This is a genomic window from Pseudomonas sp. AK106 (genome assembly GCF_053903055.1).
Window position 1 is genome coordinate 1219987 of sequence record NZ_CP096426.1, and the last position, 16630, is coordinate 1236616.

Sequence of the window (16630 nt, forward strand, 5' to 3'; positions counted from 1 at the left end):
TTGACTCGCTATAATTCATGTGATATACAATTGGTATAGCTTATGATCTTAATCTTTTTCGAGTTTATCAATTGAAATAAACTATTGGTACTATTATTATAATAGTTTATTTACATTGGCGACGTCATTGTGGGCTTTCAATGACCGCACTCGGCTGAATGTGTTTTCCTCTTCGTTTAACTTCAGCGTCCGGGGCGATTCCCGTAGGTTTATACGTGACATGAGGCGGCCTGCGCTCGTGCCTGGGGAGTGTGTGACGGTTCATGTGCCGTTCGATGGCCGTGAGCTTTTCTTCTTTTGCCAATCGAAGCAGTGGTCGACCCACCTTCCGCGCGCCAAAGTGGCTGGCGGTGAGCTGATCCTTGAGTTCCAGTCTCCTTCAGACTCTCCGCGTGAGACACGTCCGGAGATTGACCGGTTGCTGATGGATATTGAGCAATGCCCCGGATGGCAGGAATACCAGATCAACGCGCACAATGCGTCGCTCATCATCTGGCCGCGCAGGTGGTGAACGATCGCAAGAAGCGCTTGCTGGCCAAGTCTCAGCGCACGGCAGACCTGGGTATCCCTGTTCGACAGTGTTCAGATTCACCGAAAACCTACGCTGTACCCACCGCTCGCCGCGAGTCCGTACCCACCCTGCCACCGGCTACATCCCAGCCTTTCGAGTCGGAACCTACCTGGGCGATGGATCAGTACGAGCGCGTGCTGAAAATCATGCAGGACATGGCATTGGTCGTGGAGCGCAGTCCTGCCGCTTTCAAGTCCATGGACGAGGAGGGGTTACGGCAACATTTCCTGGTACAGCTCAACGCCCAGTTTGAGGGCAAAGCCTCAGGCGAGACTTTCAACATGAGCGGTAAGACCGTCATCCTGCTGCGCGAGGGGTGATAGCAACGTTTTCATCGCCAAGTGCAAGTTCTGGAAGGGGCCCAAGGCCTTCGGAGAGGCCATCGATCAGTTGCTCGGCTTCACGACCTGGCGAGATAGCAAGACGGCGATTTTGGTCTTCAACAAGGGCGTTGATACCAGCAAGGTGCTGGCTGGCATCGATGCTACTGTCCAGGCGCGTGCGAGCTTCAAGCGCAAAGCGGCGTACCGGCACGAAAGTGGCTTCCGCTAGTCTTCCGCTAGTCTTCCACCAGCCGGACGACTCGAATCGCGAGCTAATCATCACCGTACCCGTGTTTCACGTACCATCCTGACCAGCCACCCTGACCGACCCTCTCTGAGAAGCGATTTCGACGCAATGAAAGCAGTGCAGTGGACAGTGTTTATCGACATGCTGGGCTTCAAGAAGCTGAACACGGTGGTCACCACCGACCAGCAGGCGCAAGACCTATTGGAGTTTATGATCAGCAATCGGGATGTTTTGACCGGTCATGAGCAGGCGCTCGCTGAGGGGTACAGGAAGACTGGCGGACACAACCCCTACGATTGGTATGACGTCAAAAGTACCTGCATCTCTGACTCGGTGGTCGTGACGTTCAAGCCGAAAGAAATGGAGGAAGAGACGGATGCTGATCAGGTGCTAACGCACTCTGCCAACGCCCTGATGCTACTCATTTTTCGGTTGTGCATGCTGATGCACAAATGTCTGCTGGAACAAAAAATCACCTTCCGAGGCGGCATCTCTACTCAATTTTGCGACATTCGCGACAGCTTTGCTGTGGGCGCAGGCCTTAGCGCCGCGAGTGAGACTGAAGGCAAGGCTAAGTTTGCTCGCATTGCCTTGGCAGACGATGTAGTCCAAAACGAGGCGCTAATGGGTAGAGTTCGGCAGCTCTTCAGCCGAATGTATGGTGATTCAGAGTTCTTGGTGGCGGAAAACGGTATCACCTGGGTGAATTCGCTCGACTTGATGCTGGCGGGTCAAGATCTAAGGTCACCCGCTGTTAGCAGGGCGATGTTCCACCCTGCGACCCGCCCATCTGTCCTAGCGACGCGTATGCAGTGCGCACAATACCTCAAGGCTCAGCAAATCTTCGTTGTCGAGTCGATTCGGGAATATTGGGCTGCTTACCGTGAGCATTATGAAGATAACGACCTCAAGAGGGTCAATAGGGGAATCCTCAGAAAATACTTCTGGCTACGGCACTATCACAATGAAACCGTCAAAAATCGGCGCTTGGTAGCGTTTTCCATAGGTTCTCAACGATCACTCAGATGACCGGCTGACTTTCATTCAAGCGTCGATTAGCTGTAGCTCCGACTGCTGGCTCAGCTGATGTTTCAGGTAGTCGGCCAAGGCCATGACACGCTCTGGCAGGTACTTCGCTGAGGGGAAGACCACGAAGAACTCGAAGCTTTCGGTGGGGCAGTCCTCAAGGATTGTAACCATTACTCCGCTTTCCAGCGCCTACTGACCGTAGCAGCTCGGCCCCCGGATAGCGCTCAAGCCTCTCTATGCAGCAGCAACAAGGGCTATGTCATCGTCACTGGCGAACTTCTGTCGTGGATTGACGACTTTGTGGGTGACGTCTTGCTCGTAGTGCCAGCGCCTCTCTTGCAGAGGCAGGAATTTTGGCTTGCAGATCATCGGGCGTAGCGGTCTGGCCAAGTGCGTGTCGCAGGGCAGGGGTATCAGGGGAGGGGCAGCGGAATGTCACTTAGCTTTCGGGTCATCAGCGCAGAGTTCAACTGGCCTTAAGCAATGTATGGCGGGCCCTTTTCGATTCAACACCATCCAATTGTCTGGAAAGTCGACTTCTCGTGGAGAGGCTGGGCTTATCGCTGCGTGCGGGTTGAGCTAACTCAGAAGTTCAGGCGGCGGCTCGTAGCGTTGTGCGGTATCGAATGGGCATGGGTAACTAGTCATCACGTTTGTGAGTGAGGTCGTTTCGGGATTTGTGGTTGGAGGTAAGGGGGGCTTTCGGGGGATTCAGAGTACGAGGCAGAAAACCTGAACGTGCCCTAGATCACGGAATGTGGAGCGGGTAGAGGGAATCGAACCCTCACCGATTGCTTGGGAAGCAATAGTTGTACCATTCAACTATACCCGCATGTCTTGCTAGTGAAGCTCGCTCACAAAAGCGGTTGTCCAGTAAGAACCCTCAACTAAAGCTTGGGAAGCTTTCGTTTTACCACTAAACTATACCCGCTTTTAAATCGACGCCTTTGGCGCGGCTGACTTTGTACCAGATGCTGCGTGTTAATTGAAGCGTTATATGCCGCACCGACCAAATGCCACCTCGTCGACCCCTGATTCGCTGTCCAATCGCGCTCATCAGGTTCTGCAGCAGACCATTCCTTCCCCGTCTTCTGCTCTTGCATCTCCCAGTCCAATCACACCGCAAACGCCTGTTGCAACTGCCCCGTTCTGTAATGAACGCGGCGGGGTTCAGGCGCGGGCGTCAGAAACCCATGCAGTGCATTTTTCGATGCCAGGCATGCCGCCTTGTTCTCCATGTCCAGAAAGTGCCCGGCATCCTGAAGGGTGCTGAAGTGGCAGTCGCGGATGTAGTGAGCGAAGTGCCGGGCGTCGGCAGCCGAGGTGTATTCGTCCCACGCGCCGTTCATGAACAGCACCGGCACATTGATGCGCTTCGCCGCTTTCATCTGAGGATGATTGCTCGGGTCCAACACATGATCGATGTGGTGGTGCATCTGCGCGTACTCATGCAAATCCAGAGAGCTGACGTGCTTGTGGTTGTAGCGTTTGAACAGCGAGGGCAGGTGTTTGCCCAGGGTGCTGTTGAGCAACTCCCCGACCCCGTGACGATTGTAAGTGCCGAAGTATTGCCGGCCGCGCTCAAGATAGTCGCGTAGCGGGTCGCTGATGACGGGAGAGAACGAGCTGATGACTGCCTTTTCGATTCGTTTGGGCCGGTGCGCCAGAGCGACCAGTGCCGCCGCGCCGCCCCATGAGAACGACATCAGGAGTTCGGCGTTGAAATGGTCGATCAGCTCCAGAAGCAGCTGGCCTTCAATCTCTTTGGTGAGCGGCCGTTCATGGGCATTGTGGGGTTTTGATTTACCGGCGTAGGGCGGATCGTACAGCACGACGTTGAATTGCGGGTGAAGGTTGCGCACGGTCTGAGCGAAGGAGGTGGTCGTTGCAAGCGAGCCATTGACCAGAATGATGGTCTGCTCGGCGGCGCCCGCGCGGTACAGCTCCGTATACACCCGGAACTGGCCCTGTATATCCAGCACAGCGATTTCTGCTTTCATCTCCATGTCTCCTGACGAAAAAACGGGGTGCGCGCAGACACGTTGCACGGATTTCGTGACAGGTAGGCAATAGGACTCAGGTTTCAGATCAACGCGATTTCATCGGCACTCAGCGTTCTGTACTGTCCGGGCTTCAGCGTGGGGTCGAGCATCAAGGGGCCCATGCTTTCGCGGTGCAGCCGGGTCACCTTGTTGTCGAAGTGGCCGAACATGCGCTTGACCTGATGGTAACGCCCTTCGACGATGCTCAACCGGGCGCGATGACTGGCAAGAATCGTCAGCGCGGCGGGCTGTGTCGTCAGGTCCTCGAACGCGAAATAAAACCCTTCAGCGAATTTCTCGATGTAATGCGCGCCGATTTCGTCTTCGGTCTCGACGTAATAGACCTTCGCCAATTTGGTGGTTGGCTGCGTCAGGCGTCGCGACCACTGGCCATCGTTGGTGATCAGCATCAGCCCGGACGTGTTGAAATCCAGGCGGCCGGCGATGTGCAGATCGTCCTTGTCCGGTTCATCGAGCAGATCGAGCACGGTGGGGTGCTGCGGATCGACGGTCGCGCTGACGCAACCCTGGGGCTTGTTCAGCATGAAGTAGCGGGCGGGTTTGCCGAGCTGAAGGACTTGGTCATCGATCCGCACCTGACTGAATTCGCGCACCTCATGCAGCGGGTTTTTGACCGGCACCCCGTCGACCTGCACACGGCCTGCGATCAGCACCAGGCGCACGTCCTTGCGGCTGAAGCGCGGCAGGTTGCTGAGGAAACGGTCAAGACGCATCGCGGCTCGCCGCTTCAAGGCCGGCACATCGCGGGCAGAGGCATGCCAGTCCACGGACCTCTTCGGGCAGGGCTGCCAATACCGCCGGGTCGATCTCGGCGGTGAAACACCAGCAGGCCTGGTCCACTGTGCGCGGATCAGCCAAGGTGCAGCGGTTACCGGCGCCGCAAACCGGACAGATGCTCGTGTCGATGATGTGAGTGTCCATGTAGGGCGCCGCCTTTGAATGCCGCCAATGCTAGCGCGCCGCCCTGTCTTGCGCCATGAGCATGTGATCTCGGCCGATGCGCCTACGGGGTAATCGGCGATGGGCCCGGGGGGGCTACAAAAGAGGGGGAGCGCCCCAGCAATGATCCCACGGCAGGGCATCGGCAATGCACCAGCAGGATGTTGTCGTAATGAATTCCTTGCCGATGCAACGCCCCGAACAGGTCCTGCAGGGTCGGGTTGGTCATGCCGAACCGGTTGCGCACGGTCAGCACATCCATGGGCGTTTTCGGCAGTGGACTGGGCAGCGGCGGCTGATGACTGTTGCGCACGATCTGGCTGATGTCCCGATAACTCTCATAGTGCTCGCTCTGAAATTTCGCCAGGGTGTAGTTCTTGATGCGCCCCGGCAGCAAGGTGCCGGCCATCAGCGTGTCCCGCGCCAGCATGTCATGAAACGGCCCGACGCCCGGGCCGGGCAGCGTCTGTGTACTGTTCAGCATTGCGTAGGGCCGTACGGACTGGCTGGCAATCCGGTGCAGTATCGGGTCCACCAGTTCATGGCCGTGGGGCGCGAAGGTTCTGAGCTCCGTGCCGTTGGGGATTGCTGTCGTGCGTGTCCAGGGCAGGTAGTAGCCATGGCTGCTGACGACCAGCGTGCGGGCCTGGCTCCGGTGCGAGGTCCACAACAGAAACTTGCGCCCCAGTTTCCACACCTGAACCGCTGACGTACCGAATTCTGCGCTGCCCGCCACGCGCCATGTCTTCATCAGCGCAGTGCCATTGAAAAACGGCTTGATCAGCGTTTTGCGTGCATGGGTCGAGCGCCGCAGCCAGTCCCCGAAACGATGGGCAGGTGGAGCGGACTGGCCTCGCGTAAGCCCCTGTCCAAGCCCCCGCCCAAGCCCTCGGCTCAGGGCTTTAGTCGGCGCTGCCAGTTTGCGGAACGCCTGGAGCAGCCGTGGTGTGGCCGGCGCCATGTGTAACAGTCCCAGAGACAGAATGGCGAACATCACCTGGCGCCGCTCTTCCTGACGGTCGCCGGGGAGGTTGGCGGCCTGAATGCCGAGCGCGACACTTGCCGCGCTGGCTGTCAGCGCCGCAACCGAGGCCGCCGGCAGCAAGAGCGCCATCGGTGCCAGCAGCAGTTGCAGGCGATTGAGGTGTTGAAGCCAGCTGCCGAGTGCCTGCTCTCGGTCGGTGACGATGCGGTCCTCGGCGTCGTACTGGCTGTTAAGACGCAGGCCCTCACAGATGAAGCCCATGGGCGAGCCGGACAGTTTCTGCTCGTCCCATTGATGTTGCCGAGCGGCATGGGTGTCCGGGCTGTAAAGCGGCTCGGTCCAGGGACGCAGGATCGAAACCGGTTCGGCCGGCGCACGAACCCCGCCCCACAGCTCGAGGATATAACCAAGCCTGACGTGAAGACGGCGCGGCATGTAGCTGAGCACTGTCTCGCGCCAGGCAGGGTCGGCGGCGGCGGCAGTCAGATGGTCGATGAGCGCCTGACGACCGCTGAAAGGCACGAAGGGCCTGGACTGACCGGCTTGATAAAGCACGCCGCCTTCCTGGCCTGGAGCCCTGATCATCAGCAAGCCGACGCAAGGAGGGCAGTCGGCACCGAGTGGCAGGCCGTTGCCCACGTAAAAGCCCGCAGCGCTCCAGCGTATGAGTGCTGTCCCGAAAAGTGGCGTGTCCGGCAGATGCACCTGCTGAGCCTGCTCTACAGCATCGGTGACCCTGTGGAAGCTGTCCCTTGGAAGATCGCCGTTCTTCAGGGCCAGCAGCGCCTGGCCGATGAACGTCGACCAGAGTGAACGCTCGACGTCGGCGCGTTGCTGCTGCCAGAACCGGCCGAGTTGGTGCTGCATGAGCCCGAGAAAATCGATGCCCTGAATGTAGGCCTCGACGCTGGTTGCGCTGATATTAAGCTCCGCTTCCGCCGACCACGTCCCTTTGCCGCTGGGGTCGGCATACACGACCCAGCGCCCGCCTTCGTCATCGTACCCCTGAGGTTGAAGCGCCCTGAAACGGCTCAGCAGTGCCTGACTCAGCGTGACGGGCGTTTCATCTGGCGCAACGATGACGTTGGCCGCCGCGATTCGCGGGTGGCCCCAAGGCGTCCTCGACGTGCCGGGCAGGTAGCGGATGAACACCTGCTGCGGGTCTGTGATCAAAGTGTGCGTTTGATTCAACGGGACCGGTTTGAGCCGGGGAGACATCTGCCTGAGCCACTGGCCCATGAGCCGGTTTGCAACCCCGAGGGGCGTCGGGATTCGCGCCAGCAATGGCTCATGGTGGTGCCAGTGATCGAGGGCGCTGACCAGGGCCAGCGCTGGCTCGATGGGCATGAGCGCCGCGTGGTCGTCGTCGATGAGAGCGTCGGGCGATTCAACCGTGTCTCCGCCGGTCAGTCGCGCAGCCCAAAAGCGTTGCTGGGCAACACGCAGTTGAGCGAACACGTCGTCCGAAGGATCCCCCAGCGTGAGGGCCGTGCGCGTGCCGTCCAGGGAAAGATTCAGCCGATGCCAGGCCGATGCGTTGATCGCCTCCAGCACCTTGTCCGCCTTCCAGGGCGCGTCATCGCTGATGTACTCATGGCAGTGGGGCGCGCTGCCCAGCACATGGACATAGCAATGCCCCGTGGTGTTGGATCGTACATGGAAGATACCGGGGATGATCTCGCCGTTCAGCGCCAACCCGCGCACGGTCGAGCGTGCCGGTGGCCTGATCGGCTGCAGGTCCTGAAGCTGTTGCGGGAAACGGCTGAGCGCCAGTGCATCGAGCGCTAGCAGATGGCCTTCGTTATCGATGCGCTTGCGCGAATGCAAGCGGGTCAGGCCATCGAGAAACGCCAGCCTGGCGAGCATCTCCCATGTGTCGCCGTGCTGCTCCCAGAACTGACGCTGCATCTGCTCATATTCCAGTGTCCATCGGGCTTCAATGAGCAGCTCGAAAAACACGGAGACGGTCAGCGAGGGCGTCGAGGCCGACAGCGGGCGATCAGCCTCGGCGCAGCGTTGAAGGGCGAGGAGTGCGAGCGGGTTCAGCGTCTCCCGGCCCAGCTCGCGTAGCGTCAGGCGCAGCTCGAAACGCTCCCGGCCGTCGACCTCCACGGCTGGCTCCAGCGCAGTGTCAAAACTGACGTGCAGCTCATCGATGTCGATTGCCGTGGCGAATCGGACCTGCAGCGTTTCCTCCAGCCTCTGGTCCAGATGGCGGACGATTGAGTGCGGAAACGCCAGATCGAGTTGCCAGGCTTTAAGGACCCAGAATGATCCGTACAACAATTCGGCGACCGGGCTGACGGCCTGGCGCATCAAACGTTTGTGGTTGAGCGAGTGAGGTTCAGCGGGCGCGACGGCGGCGGTCTCCAGGGATTCAACCGGACTCAAAGGCTCGACGAACGGCGAAACGCTGAAATCCCCGCCATGGGGCAGGGTGTCGTTGGAAATGAGATCAAGGCCGCTCGCGGAATGAGCGCTGCTGCGGTCGTTCATGAAAAATCGCGCCACGTGGAAAGGTGCCCACTATGGCGCGATGCCGGGTTGCAATGGCGGTAACTATGTATTGCGTATGCCACCGCGTTTTATGCCTGTATGAAAGCCGCAAGCCGCAAGCCGCAAGCCGCAACAGTGCCAGTCAGCCAACGTCCAGCACGACCACCCGTTGCCCAGCGCGGACCGCCGAGCCGGGTTGCACGCGGACGTCACTGACGACACCGGCATGGGGTGCCAGCAACGGGATCTCCATCTTCATCGACTCCAGAATCACCAGGGTTTCGCCCGCTTCGACGCGCTGACCGACGCTGACCTGCACTTGCCAGAGATTGCCGGCAATGTGGCTGTCGATACTGGTCTGCCCGTTTTGCAACGGGGCTTCTTCCGTGGATTCGGCCACCGCTTCGTCGCTTTCGAACGAGGCCTGGCCGTTGGCGATCCAGCGCTCGCGTTCGGCGTTGAACGCGCTTTGCTGCTGAGTGCGGAATGCCGCAATGCTCTGCGCTTCATCGGCCAGAAAGGCTTGGTACTCGGTCAGATTGAGCGTGCTGTGCTCGATCTGCAGCGGGTATCGACCGAGGGGGAAATCGCGGCGGATGGTCAGCAGCTCGTCGGCGCTGACCGGATAAAAACGGATCTGATCGAAAAACCGCAGCAGCCACGGTTTGCCATCGAACGCCGCCACGGCGCGATAACGGTTCCACATCTGCAACGTGCGGCCCACGAACTGATAACCGCCGGGACCTTCCATGCCGTAGACGCACATGTACGCGCCGCCGATGCCGACGGAGTTCTCGGCGGTCCAGGTCCGCGCCGGGTTGTATTTGGTGGTGACCAGCCGATGTCGGGGATCCAGTGGCGTGGCGACCGGCGCACCGAGGTAGACGTCGCCCAGCCCCATCACCAGGTAGCTGGCCTCGAAGACGGTGCGGTGCACTTCGTCGAGGTTTGGCAGGTCGTTGATGCGGCGGATGAATTCCAGGTTGCTCGGGCACCACGGCGCGTCCTTGCGCACGGTGGTCATGTACTTCTCGATGGCCAACTGACAGGCCGGGTCGTCCCACGACAACGGCAAATGAACGATGCGTGACGGCACTTCCAGATTCTTGCTGGCGCAGACCCCGTCCCACTCGCCGGCGACCACATCGAGCAGCGTCTTCAGCGGCAGTTGCTCGGGCTGGTAATGCACCTGTAGCGAACGAATGCCTGGCGTCAGGTCAATCACCCCGGTCAGCTGTTTGCTTTCCAGCGCCTGCATCAGCGCATGGCCCCGGAAGCGCAGCACCAGATCCAGCTCCGGCGCGCCGATTTCCAGCAACAGATGGGTGTCGCCGGAAAGCCGGGCAACCAGGCGGGTGTCGTTTTCACCTATATCAAGAACGATGGGTGACTGTAGGAGCGCGCTTGCCCACGAATGCGATGGCCCAGCCGCCATAGACTCATGGGATGTACCGATCTCTTCGCGAGCAAGCTCCTTCCCACACAGATCAGTGTTCAGTTTCAGCCAGCGGGCGGCTTCGACGCTGACCGGATAAAACCGCACCTTATCCCCGGCTTTGAGCTGCCCCAACTGCCACAGATCCGCCTCGATGATCGTCACCGGGCAGACAAACCCGCCCAGACTCGGCCCATCTGGCCCAAGAATCACCGGCATGTCCCCGGTGAAATCCACTGCGCCGATGGCATACGGATTGTCATGGATGTTCGACGGGTGCAGGCCCGCTTCGCCGCCGTCGGCACGCACCCATTCCGGTTTCGGCCCGATCAGGCGCACGCCGGTACGGCTGGAGTTGAAATGCACTTCCCAGTCGGTGGCGAAGAAGGTCTCGATGTAGCGCTCGGTGAAATATTCGGGAGCCGCGTGGGGGCCATAGATCACCCGGATATCTCGCACCTCCGGTAGCTCGGCGACTTGCGTCGGGTCAAGCCGTTCGCCTGCGCTGCGGTCCGACAACGGCGCGACATGCAGCACGTCCCCTGCACGCAACGCTCGCCCGCCATGCCCGCCAAACTGGCCCAGGGTGAATGTGCTTTTGCTGCCCAGATAATCCGGCACATCCAAACCGCCCCGCACGCACAGATAACTGCGGGCACCGGCGCCCGAAATGGTCCCGAACGCTAAAGTCGATCCGGCAGGCACAAGCAACGACTGATTCATCGGCTTCGCGACGCCGTCCAGCGAGAGCGGAATGACCGCGCCCGTCACGGCGATGACCGCATCGGTATTGAAGCGCAGCGTCGGACCGCTCATGGTGATTTCCAGCGCGGCGCAGCCTTCAGCGTTACCCACCAGACCATTGCCCAGACGCAACGAACGGCTGTCCATCGGACCGGAAGGCGGTACGCCCACCGCCCAGTAACCCAGGCGCCCCGGATAATCCTGAACGCTGGTCTGGGTGCCGCCGCTCAGCACTTCGAAGGTGTCCGCGCGATAGCTCAGCCCTTCAAGGCACCGCGTCCACGGCTGGCCGCTGGCGAATGGCACGTCCGCGATGATCTGACGCAAGTAGTCGCGGTTGGTCTCGATCCCGTACAGCCGCGTCTCGCTCAATGCCTGAGCCAGACCGTCGCTGGCGGAGGCTCTGTCCGGCGCCCAGCTGATGACCTTGGCGATCATCGGATCGAAAAACGGCGGAATCTCACACCCGGCCTCGACCCACGTGTCGATGCGCAGGTGTTGGCCGTCGGCGGCGGGGAAGTGCACCGAGGTCAGCAAGCCCGGGCTCGGCTGGAAATCCCGGCCCGGGTCTTCGGCGTACAAACGCGCCTGAATTGCATGGCCGACGGGCTGTAGACCCGCGCGCAATTCAACGAGCGGCGGCAGATCACCGGCCGCGAGCTGAATCATCCAGCTCACCAGGTCCACGCCCCAGACCTGCTCGGTCACGCCGTGCTCGACCTGCAATCGGGTGTTCACTTCCAGAAAATAAAAGCGCTGATCGTCGCTGTCGAAGACGAACTCCACGGTGCCGGCGCTGCGATAGTTCACCGCTTTCGCCAGCTTGATCGCCGCGGCGCACAGCTCATCGGCCATGCCGGCAGGGAGGTTCGGCGCAGGGGTTTCTTCGAGGACTTTCTGATTGCGACGCTGCACCGAGCAATCGCGCACGCCGAGGGCGATCACCTCGCCACAACCGTCGCCGAACACCTGCACTTCCAGATGGCGGGCACGCTGGATGTACTTCTCGATGAACACGCCGGCGTCGCTGAAGTTGTTCTGGCCCAGGCGCTTGACGGCCTCGAACGACTCGCTCAGTTCACTGGCGCTGCGGCACACCCGCATACCGATGCCGCCGCCGCCCGCCGTGCTTTTCAGCATCACTGGGTAGCCGATGGTTTCAGCAGCGCTCAATGCAGCGTCAACGCTGTCCAGCAGCTCGGTGCCTTCGAGCATCGGCACGCCGTGCTGTTTCGCGAGGGCGCGGGCGGTATGCTTGAGGCCGAAAACCCGCAGCTGCTCAGGCGTCGGGCCGACGAAGGCGATGCCAGCGTCTTCACAGGCCTGGGCGAAGGCCGCGTTCTCTGACAGGAAACCGTAACCCGGGTGAATCGCTTTGGCGCCGGTGGATTGAGCGATGGCCAGAATCTTGTCCACGGCCAGGTACGTGCCAGCAGCACCACCGTCGCCCAAGCTGTGGGCTTCGTCGGCTTGCAGGATGTGCAGGCTGGCAGCGTCCGCTTCGGCGTACACCGCGACGCCCTCGACCTGCAGGTCGCGAAGGGTGCGCAGGATGCGGCAGGCAATGGCGCCGCGGTTGGCAATCAGCAGTTTGTCGAACATGGCATAGACCCCGGGGACTGATAGCGATCAGTCCCCCACTGGGTAGCGGGCCGTCCCGCTGTGGTACGCGTTGCACGAAGGCCGTCCCTCGCGCCGAAGCCTTGAAGCCTTGAAACTGTGGTCAGCGATCAGTCCCAGACGAGCAGTTCCGCCGGGGTAGGGTTGTAGCCGTTGCACGGGTTGTTGAGCTGCGGGCAATTGGATATCAGCACGATCACGTCCATCTCGGCGCGCAGTTCGACGTACTTGCCGGCGCCGGAAATGCCGTCTTCGAAGGTCAGCCCGCCGTCCGCCGTGACCGGCACGTTCATGAAGAAGTTGATGTTCGGGCCGATGTCGCGCTTGCCCAGCCGACCGTCATGGATGCAGGCCCGCAGGTAGCTGTCGCGGCAGCTGTGCATGTGCTTTTTTTCCAGCGCGTAACGCACGGTATTGCTCTCCTGGGCGCAGGCGCCGCCGAGGGTATCGTGGCGTCCGCAGGTGTCTTCGACGATGGTCAGCATCGGCTTGCCCAGGTTCGAATAAAGGACGCTGCCCTTGCTCAGGTAAACGTTGTTCTGCCGGCGCAGCGTCCGTTGCACGTCGTAGCGTTCGCGGGGGTTGGCAAGGCTGTAGAACAGCGTGTCGACCGCCTGATTGCCTTCGAGATCGAGCAGGCGCAGGGTTTGCCCGGCCTTGAGTTCGGTCAGTGATGGCTCGCCGGCCGGGATGTGGGTGATGGAAACGGGGGCGTTCGTGTGGTGATGAGAGTGTGCAGTGCTCATGGCAAGCCTCCTCAGGCGAACAGGCGATCGGTGTTGATGAAACCGCGCACGTTTTCTTCGCGGGACGTGCGGCAGTGTTCGGCGACGCTGGGGTCGGCCTTCATCCAGCTCAGCTGGACCGGCTGCGGTGCGTACTCGGGGTTGGGGTCCATCGGGTGTTGCAGGGCGGTCATGACCACCAGCGTGTCCATCGGCGCGTACAGCTCGATGCTGTCGCCCGCTCTGGAGTTGCCAGGAACGAAGGTCAGGGCGCCGTGAGCGTCGACGTTGACCCGGCTGAACAGGTTCAGCGTCATCAACAGGTCGGAAAGCCCCAGGCCCCACTTGCCCATTTCCACCAGCAGGTTGTCCGCGCCGTTGCGGAAGAAGCCGTTGCGCAGTTCCTGATAGCGGCCCTGGCCGTATTTTTCGGTGACCTCTTCGGCGCACAGCACGCCGCCGATGCTGTCGCTCCAGCCGCAGGTGTCGGCGGTGATCGCCGCCAGCACGCGGCCCATGTCCGAATACAGGCAGTGGCCGCTGGTGAGCTTGGCGGTGTGTTGGCACTTGAGGCTGTCGGGCAGGTTCAGGCGCTCGGTTTTTTCATGGGCGTTGAACATCGTCAGGCTGACGTTGGCGTTGCCGTTCAGGTCAGTCAGCCGCAGCAGTTCGCCGCGTTTGAGCACGAACGACAGGTGGCCGCCGCCGGGCAGCAGCTCTTCGGCGAAGACGGGAAACAGTGTGGTTGAGTCAGTCATGGGCAATGTCCTTCAAGCCGTTTTCAGCGAATCGAGCGCCACCCGGGCGGCGCGACGATCGCTGTTCAGGGGAATGTCGTAAGTGATGCGCGCGCCATAGGCGCCGGGGGCGTGGGGGTCGAGGCGCACCTTGTCGAACACCAGCAGTCGGGTGCCGAGGTTGAAGCCTTCGGACAGGTCGTGGGTGACCATGAACACCGTCAGCTTGGTTTCGCGCCACAGCTCCAGCAGCAGCGCGTGCATGTCCTTGCGGATGCCGGGATCAAGGGCGCCGAAAGGCTCGTCGAGCAGCAGCACCCGAGGCTTCATGATCAGCGCCTGGGCGATGGCCAGACGCTGCTGCATGCCGCCCGACAATTGCGTCGGGTACTTGTCCAGCGCGTGATCGAGGCCGACCTTGTGCAACAGCGCCGCCGCCTGGTCGCGGGCGTCGCGCTTGGCGGTACCGAACAGCCGCCCGAGCAACGCCGAGCGCGGCAATTCAAGGCCCAGCGCGACGTTGTCCAGCACCGACAAGTGCGGGAACACCGAATAGCGCTGAAACACCACGCCACGGGTCGAATCCGGTTCCTTCGCCAGCGGTTGGCCATCCAGCAGGATCGTGCCTTTGCTGGCGACTTCCTGGCCCAGCAGCAGGCGCAGGAACGTCGATTTACCGCAGCCCGACGCGCCCACCAGCGTGCAGAACTCGCCTTCGGCGATGCTCAGGTTCAGGCCTTCGAGCACCACCTGATCGCCGTATTGCTGCCAGACGTTTTTGACCGAAATGAAGCTCATGGGCGCGCGCCCTCGTACCACGGGAATGCCTTGCGTGTGAGCGCTTTCAGGCCCCAGTCCATCAGCCAGGCGAGGAGGGTGATCCACACCACGTAGGGCAGAATCATGTCCATCGCCAGATAGCGCCGCACCAGAAAGATCCGGTAACCCAGACCGTCCGTGGAGGCGATGGCTTCGGCCGCGATCAGAAACAGCCACGCCGACCCCAGCACCAGCCGCAGCGAGATCAACAGGCGCGGCAGCAACTGCGGCAGTACCACCCGCAGGATCAGCGTCCAGGTCGAGGCTCCCAGGGTCTGCGCCTTGATCAGCAGTTCGACCGGAATCTCCCGGGCGCGCTGCTCCAGATCACGGGCCAGCACCGGCGTGATGCCGATGACGATGAGCATCACCTTCGACAGCTCGCCCAGACCGAAGACGATGAACAGGATCGGCAGAATCGCCAGCGGCGGCACCATCGAGAGCAAGGTCAGTAACGGCGACAGCGGCGCGCTGAATAACGGCAGCACGCCCGACGCAATGCCCAGGCACAACCCGACAATGGCGCTGATCGCCAGGCCGATCGCGAGGCGCTGCAGACTGGCGCCGGTGTCCTGCCAGAGCAGGTATTCGCCGGTGCGTTGGTCGGGCACGAACGCCACCCGTTTGATCGCATCGGTCATCTGCACGGCGCTGGGCAGCAGCTTGTCGTTGGGGTTTTCCGTCAGCCGCGTCGCCGAGCCCGTGAAATAGGCGAACAGCAACAGGGCGAACGGCAGGAGCACCAGGATCAATCGACTGGCGCGATCCGGGCGGCGGTTTATCAAACGCATGGCAAAGACCTTTGGTGTTTACAACGTGCCGTCGGCAGCCATCTGCACGTAGCTCGGGTCGAAGTGCAGCTTGAGGTTGGCCTTGTCGCCTTCGGTCACGCCGCCTGCGAAGGTCATGCCGACCGCGCTGGCGTCTCTGGCGCCTTCGCCAAGCAAACCGTGTTCGAAGGAGAAGTCAGCGACCCTGCGCATGGTCGCCGGCAGTTGCTTGCTGGTGGCGAATTCAAGCGCTTCCTTGGGCGTGGCGAACAGCTTGGTGGTGTCCAGTTGCGACTGGAACCCGGCCAGATCGGTGCCCGACGCCTGGGCCATGTGCTCCAGCGCGGCTTTCGATTCAGCGGATTTGGCGTTCATCAGCGCCACCACTTCAAACCACGCGCCGGTCAGGGCTTTGCCCAGTGCCGGGTTGTCTTTCAGGGTCTGGGTGTTGACCACCATCATGTCCATGATCTCGCCGGGGATCTTGCTGGAGTCGAACACTTCGGTGACGCCGGGCTTGGCCTTGATCTCCGAGAGCATCGGGTTCCAGGTGGTCACGGCCTTGACCTCGCTGGTGTTGAAAGCGGCGGCGATGTCGGCGTCAGAGGTGTTGACGACTTTCAGGTCTTTCTCGGTCAGGTTCGCCGAATCCAGCGCGCGGGCAAGCAGATAGTGGGACACCGACAGCTCGACCAGATTGACGTCCATGCCCTTGAGGTCGGTGACTTTCTTGCCGTCGCCCTTGATGACGATGCCGTCGTTGCCGTTGGAGAAGTCGCTGACCACCAGCGCCGTGCTTTCAACGCCACCGGCGGCGGGAATGGTGAGGGCGTCCATGTTGGTCATGGTGCAGCCATCGAACTGGCCGGCGGTGTACTGGTTGATGGATTCGACGTAGTCGTTGAGCTGGGTGACTTTGATGTGGATGCCGTACTTCTTGGCCCACTTGTCGACGATGCCTTGAGTCCCTGCGTATTCCCATGGCATCCAGCCGGCGTAAATGGTCCAGCAGACGTCGAAATCTTTTTTCGGGGCGGCGGTGGCCGAGAGGCTCAATGCTGCGAAGACGCCTGCGGTGAGCAGACTGAACAGACGGGACTTTTGCATGGGTGTCTCCAGTAGCGAAA

14 protein-coding genes and 1 tRNA gene are annotated in these 16630 nt (G+C 61.1%); 2 read left to right on the forward strand and 13 right to left on the reverse strand.

The window, feature by feature from the left end:
* Nucleotides 1-438: 438 nt before the first annotated feature.
* Nucleotides 439-891: a hypothetical protein gene (locus M1E04_RS05575; protein WP_236478489.1), complete on the forward strand. Its 453-nt coding sequence runs from the start codon at nt 439-441 to the stop codon at nt 889-891.
* Here M1E04_RS05575 and M1E04_RS05580 read toward each other — a convergent pair.
* The gene (locus M1E04_RS05580; RefSeq protein WP_236422990.1) at nt 869-1105 is read right to left on the reverse strand and encodes a hypothetical protein; all 237 of its coding nucleotides are present in this window, start codon (nt 1103-1105) and stop codon (nt 869-871) included. The two genes, M1E04_RS05575 and M1E04_RS05580, sit on opposite strands and share 23 nt — an antisense overlap.
* 144 nt (nt 1106-1249) lie before the next feature.
* Between M1E04_RS05580 and M1E04_RS05585 the strand changes: the two genes are divergently transcribed.
* Nucleotides 1250-2170 carry a hypothetical protein gene (locus M1E04_RS05585; protein ID WP_456292525.1) on the forward strand — a complete coding sequence of 307 codons (921 nt, stop codon included), beginning with the start codon at nt 1250-1252 and terminating at the stop codon, nt 2168-2170.
* A gap of 15 nt (nt 2171-2185) precedes the next feature.
* On the opposite strand, the gene M1E04_RS05590 is transcribed toward M1E04_RS05585, so the two are convergent.
* From M1E04_RS05590 to M1E04_RS05645, 12 genes are all read right to left on the reverse strand, one after another.
* Nucleotides 2186-2341 (reverse strand): hypothetical protein, encoded by a 156-nt coding sequence (locus M1E04_RS05590; protein ID WP_456292526.1) that lies wholly within the window; start codon nt 2339-2341, stop codon nt 2186-2188.
* Nucleotides 2342-2928: 587 nt separating this feature from the next.
* Nucleotides 2929-3002, reverse strand: a tRNA-Gly gene (locus M1E04_RS05595).
* A 283-nt stretch (nt 3003-3285) separates the two neighbouring features.
* Nucleotides 3286-4170 (reverse strand): alpha/beta fold hydrolase, encoded by an 885-nt coding sequence (locus tag M1E04_RS05600; protein WP_456292527.1) that lies wholly within the window; start codon nt 4168-4170, stop codon nt 3286-3288.
* An 83-nt stretch (nt 4171-4253) separates the two neighbouring features.
* Nucleotides 4254-4946, reverse strand: a complete 693-nt coding sequence (locus M1E04_RS05605; protein WP_192135249.1) for a pseudouridine synthase — start codon at nt 4944-4946, stop codon at nt 4254-4256.
* Complete coding sequence (locus tag M1E04_RS05610) at nt 4936-5154, reverse strand: cysteine-rich CWC family protein (protein WP_108122281.1); 219 nt, start codon at nt 5152-5154, stop codon at nt 4936-4938. Before M1E04_RS05610 ends, M1E04_RS05605 begins: the two co-directional genes overlap by 11 nt.
* Nucleotides 5155-5236: 82 nt before the next feature.
* Nucleotides 5237-8653: a dermonecrotic toxin domain-containing protein gene (locus tag M1E04_RS05615; protein WP_456292528.1), complete on the reverse strand. Its 3417-nt coding sequence runs from the start codon at nt 8651-8653 to the stop codon at nt 5237-5239.
* A 142-nt stretch (nt 8654-8795) separates the two neighbouring features.
* The gene (uca, locus tag M1E04_RS05620) at nt 8796-12434 is read right to left on the reverse strand and encodes an urea carboxylase (protein WP_192135245.1); all 3639 of its coding nucleotides are present in this window, start codon (nt 12432-12434) and stop codon (nt 8796-8798) included.
* A 128-nt stretch (nt 12435-12562) separates the two neighbouring features.
* Nucleotides 12563-13198: an urea amidolyase associated protein UAAP2 gene (locus M1E04_RS05625; protein ID WP_192135243.1), complete on the reverse strand. Its 636-nt coding sequence runs from the start codon at nt 13196-13198 to the stop codon at nt 12563-12565.
* 11 nt (nt 13199-13209) lie between these two features.
* Complete coding sequence (locus M1E04_RS05630; RefSeq protein WP_455913246.1) at nt 13210-13935, reverse strand: urea amidolyase associated protein UAAP1; 726 nt, start codon at nt 13933-13935, stop codon at nt 13210-13212.
* A gap of 12 nt (nt 13936-13947) precedes the next feature.
* Nucleotides 13948-14712, reverse strand: a complete 765-nt coding sequence (locus M1E04_RS05635) for an ABC transporter ATP-binding protein (protein WP_456292529.1) — start codon at nt 14710-14712, stop codon at nt 13948-13950.
* Nucleotides 14709-15524: an ABC transporter permease gene (locus M1E04_RS05640; RefSeq protein ID WP_456292530.1), complete on the reverse strand. Its 816-nt coding sequence runs from the start codon at nt 15522-15524 to the stop codon at nt 14709-14711. The genes M1E04_RS05635 and M1E04_RS05640 overlap by 4 nt, the downstream gene beginning before the upstream one ends.
* A gap of 18 nt (nt 15525-15542) precedes the next feature.
* Entirely contained in the window at nt 15543-16610 is a 1068-nt protein-coding gene (locus tag M1E04_RS05645; RefSeq protein WP_296313874.1) for a putative urea ABC transporter substrate-binding protein, read from the reverse strand.
* Nucleotides 16611-16630: the final 20 nt, after the last annotated feature.

Bases quoted from the DNA above. Each gene is read 5' to 3' on its own strand.
- M1E04_RS05585 (WP_456292525.1), top strand. From the start codon at position 1,250: ATGAAAGCAGTGCAGTGGACAGTGTTTATCGACATGCTGGGCTTCAAG.
- M1E04_RS05600 (WP_456292527.1), bottom strand. From the start codon at position 4,170: ATGAAAGCAGAAATCGCTGTGCTGGATATACAGGGCCAGTTCCGGGTG.
- M1E04_RS05630 (WP_455913246.1), bottom strand. From the start codon at position 13,935: ATGACTGACTCAACCACACTGTTTCCCGTCTTCGCCGAAGAGCTGCTG.
- M1E04_RS05615 (WP_456292528.1), bottom strand. From the start codon at position 8,653: ATGAACGACCGCAGCAGCGCTCATTCCGCGAGCGGCCTTGATCTCATT.
- M1E04_RS05605 (WP_192135249.1), bottom strand. From the start codon at position 4,946: ATGCGTCTTGACCGTTTCCTCAGCAACCTGCCGCGCTTCAGCCGCAAG.
- M1E04_RS05635 (WP_456292529.1), bottom strand. From the start codon at position 14,712: ATGAGCTTCATTTCGGTCAAAAACGTCTGGCAGCAATACGGCGATCAG.
- M1E04_RS05575 (WP_236478489.1), top strand. From the start codon at position 439: ATGCCCCGGATGGCAGGAATACCAGATCAACGCGCACAATGCGTCGCT.
- M1E04_RS05590 (WP_456292526.1), bottom strand. From the start codon at position 2,341: ATGGTTACAATCCTTGAGGACTGCCCCACCGAAAGCTTCGAGTTCTTC.
- M1E04_RS05640 (WP_456292530.1), bottom strand. From the start codon at position 15,524: ATGCGTTTGATAAACCGCCGCCCGGATCGCGCCAGTCGATTGATCCTG.
- M1E04_RS05625 (WP_192135243.1), bottom strand. From the start codon at position 13,198: ATGAGCACTGCACACTCTCATCACCACACGAACGCCCCCGTTTCCATC.
- M1E04_RS05645 (WP_296313874.1), bottom strand. From the start codon at position 16,610: ATGCAAAAGTCCCGTCTGTTCAGTCTGCTCACCGCAGGCGTCTTCGCA.
- uca (WP_192135245.1), bottom strand. From the start codon at position 12,434: ATGTTCGACAAACTGCTGATTGCCAACCGCGGCGCCATTGCCTGCCGC.
- M1E04_RS05610 (WP_108122281.1), bottom strand. From the start codon at position 5,154: ATGGACACTCACATCATCGACACGAGCATCTGTCCGGTTTGCGGCGCC.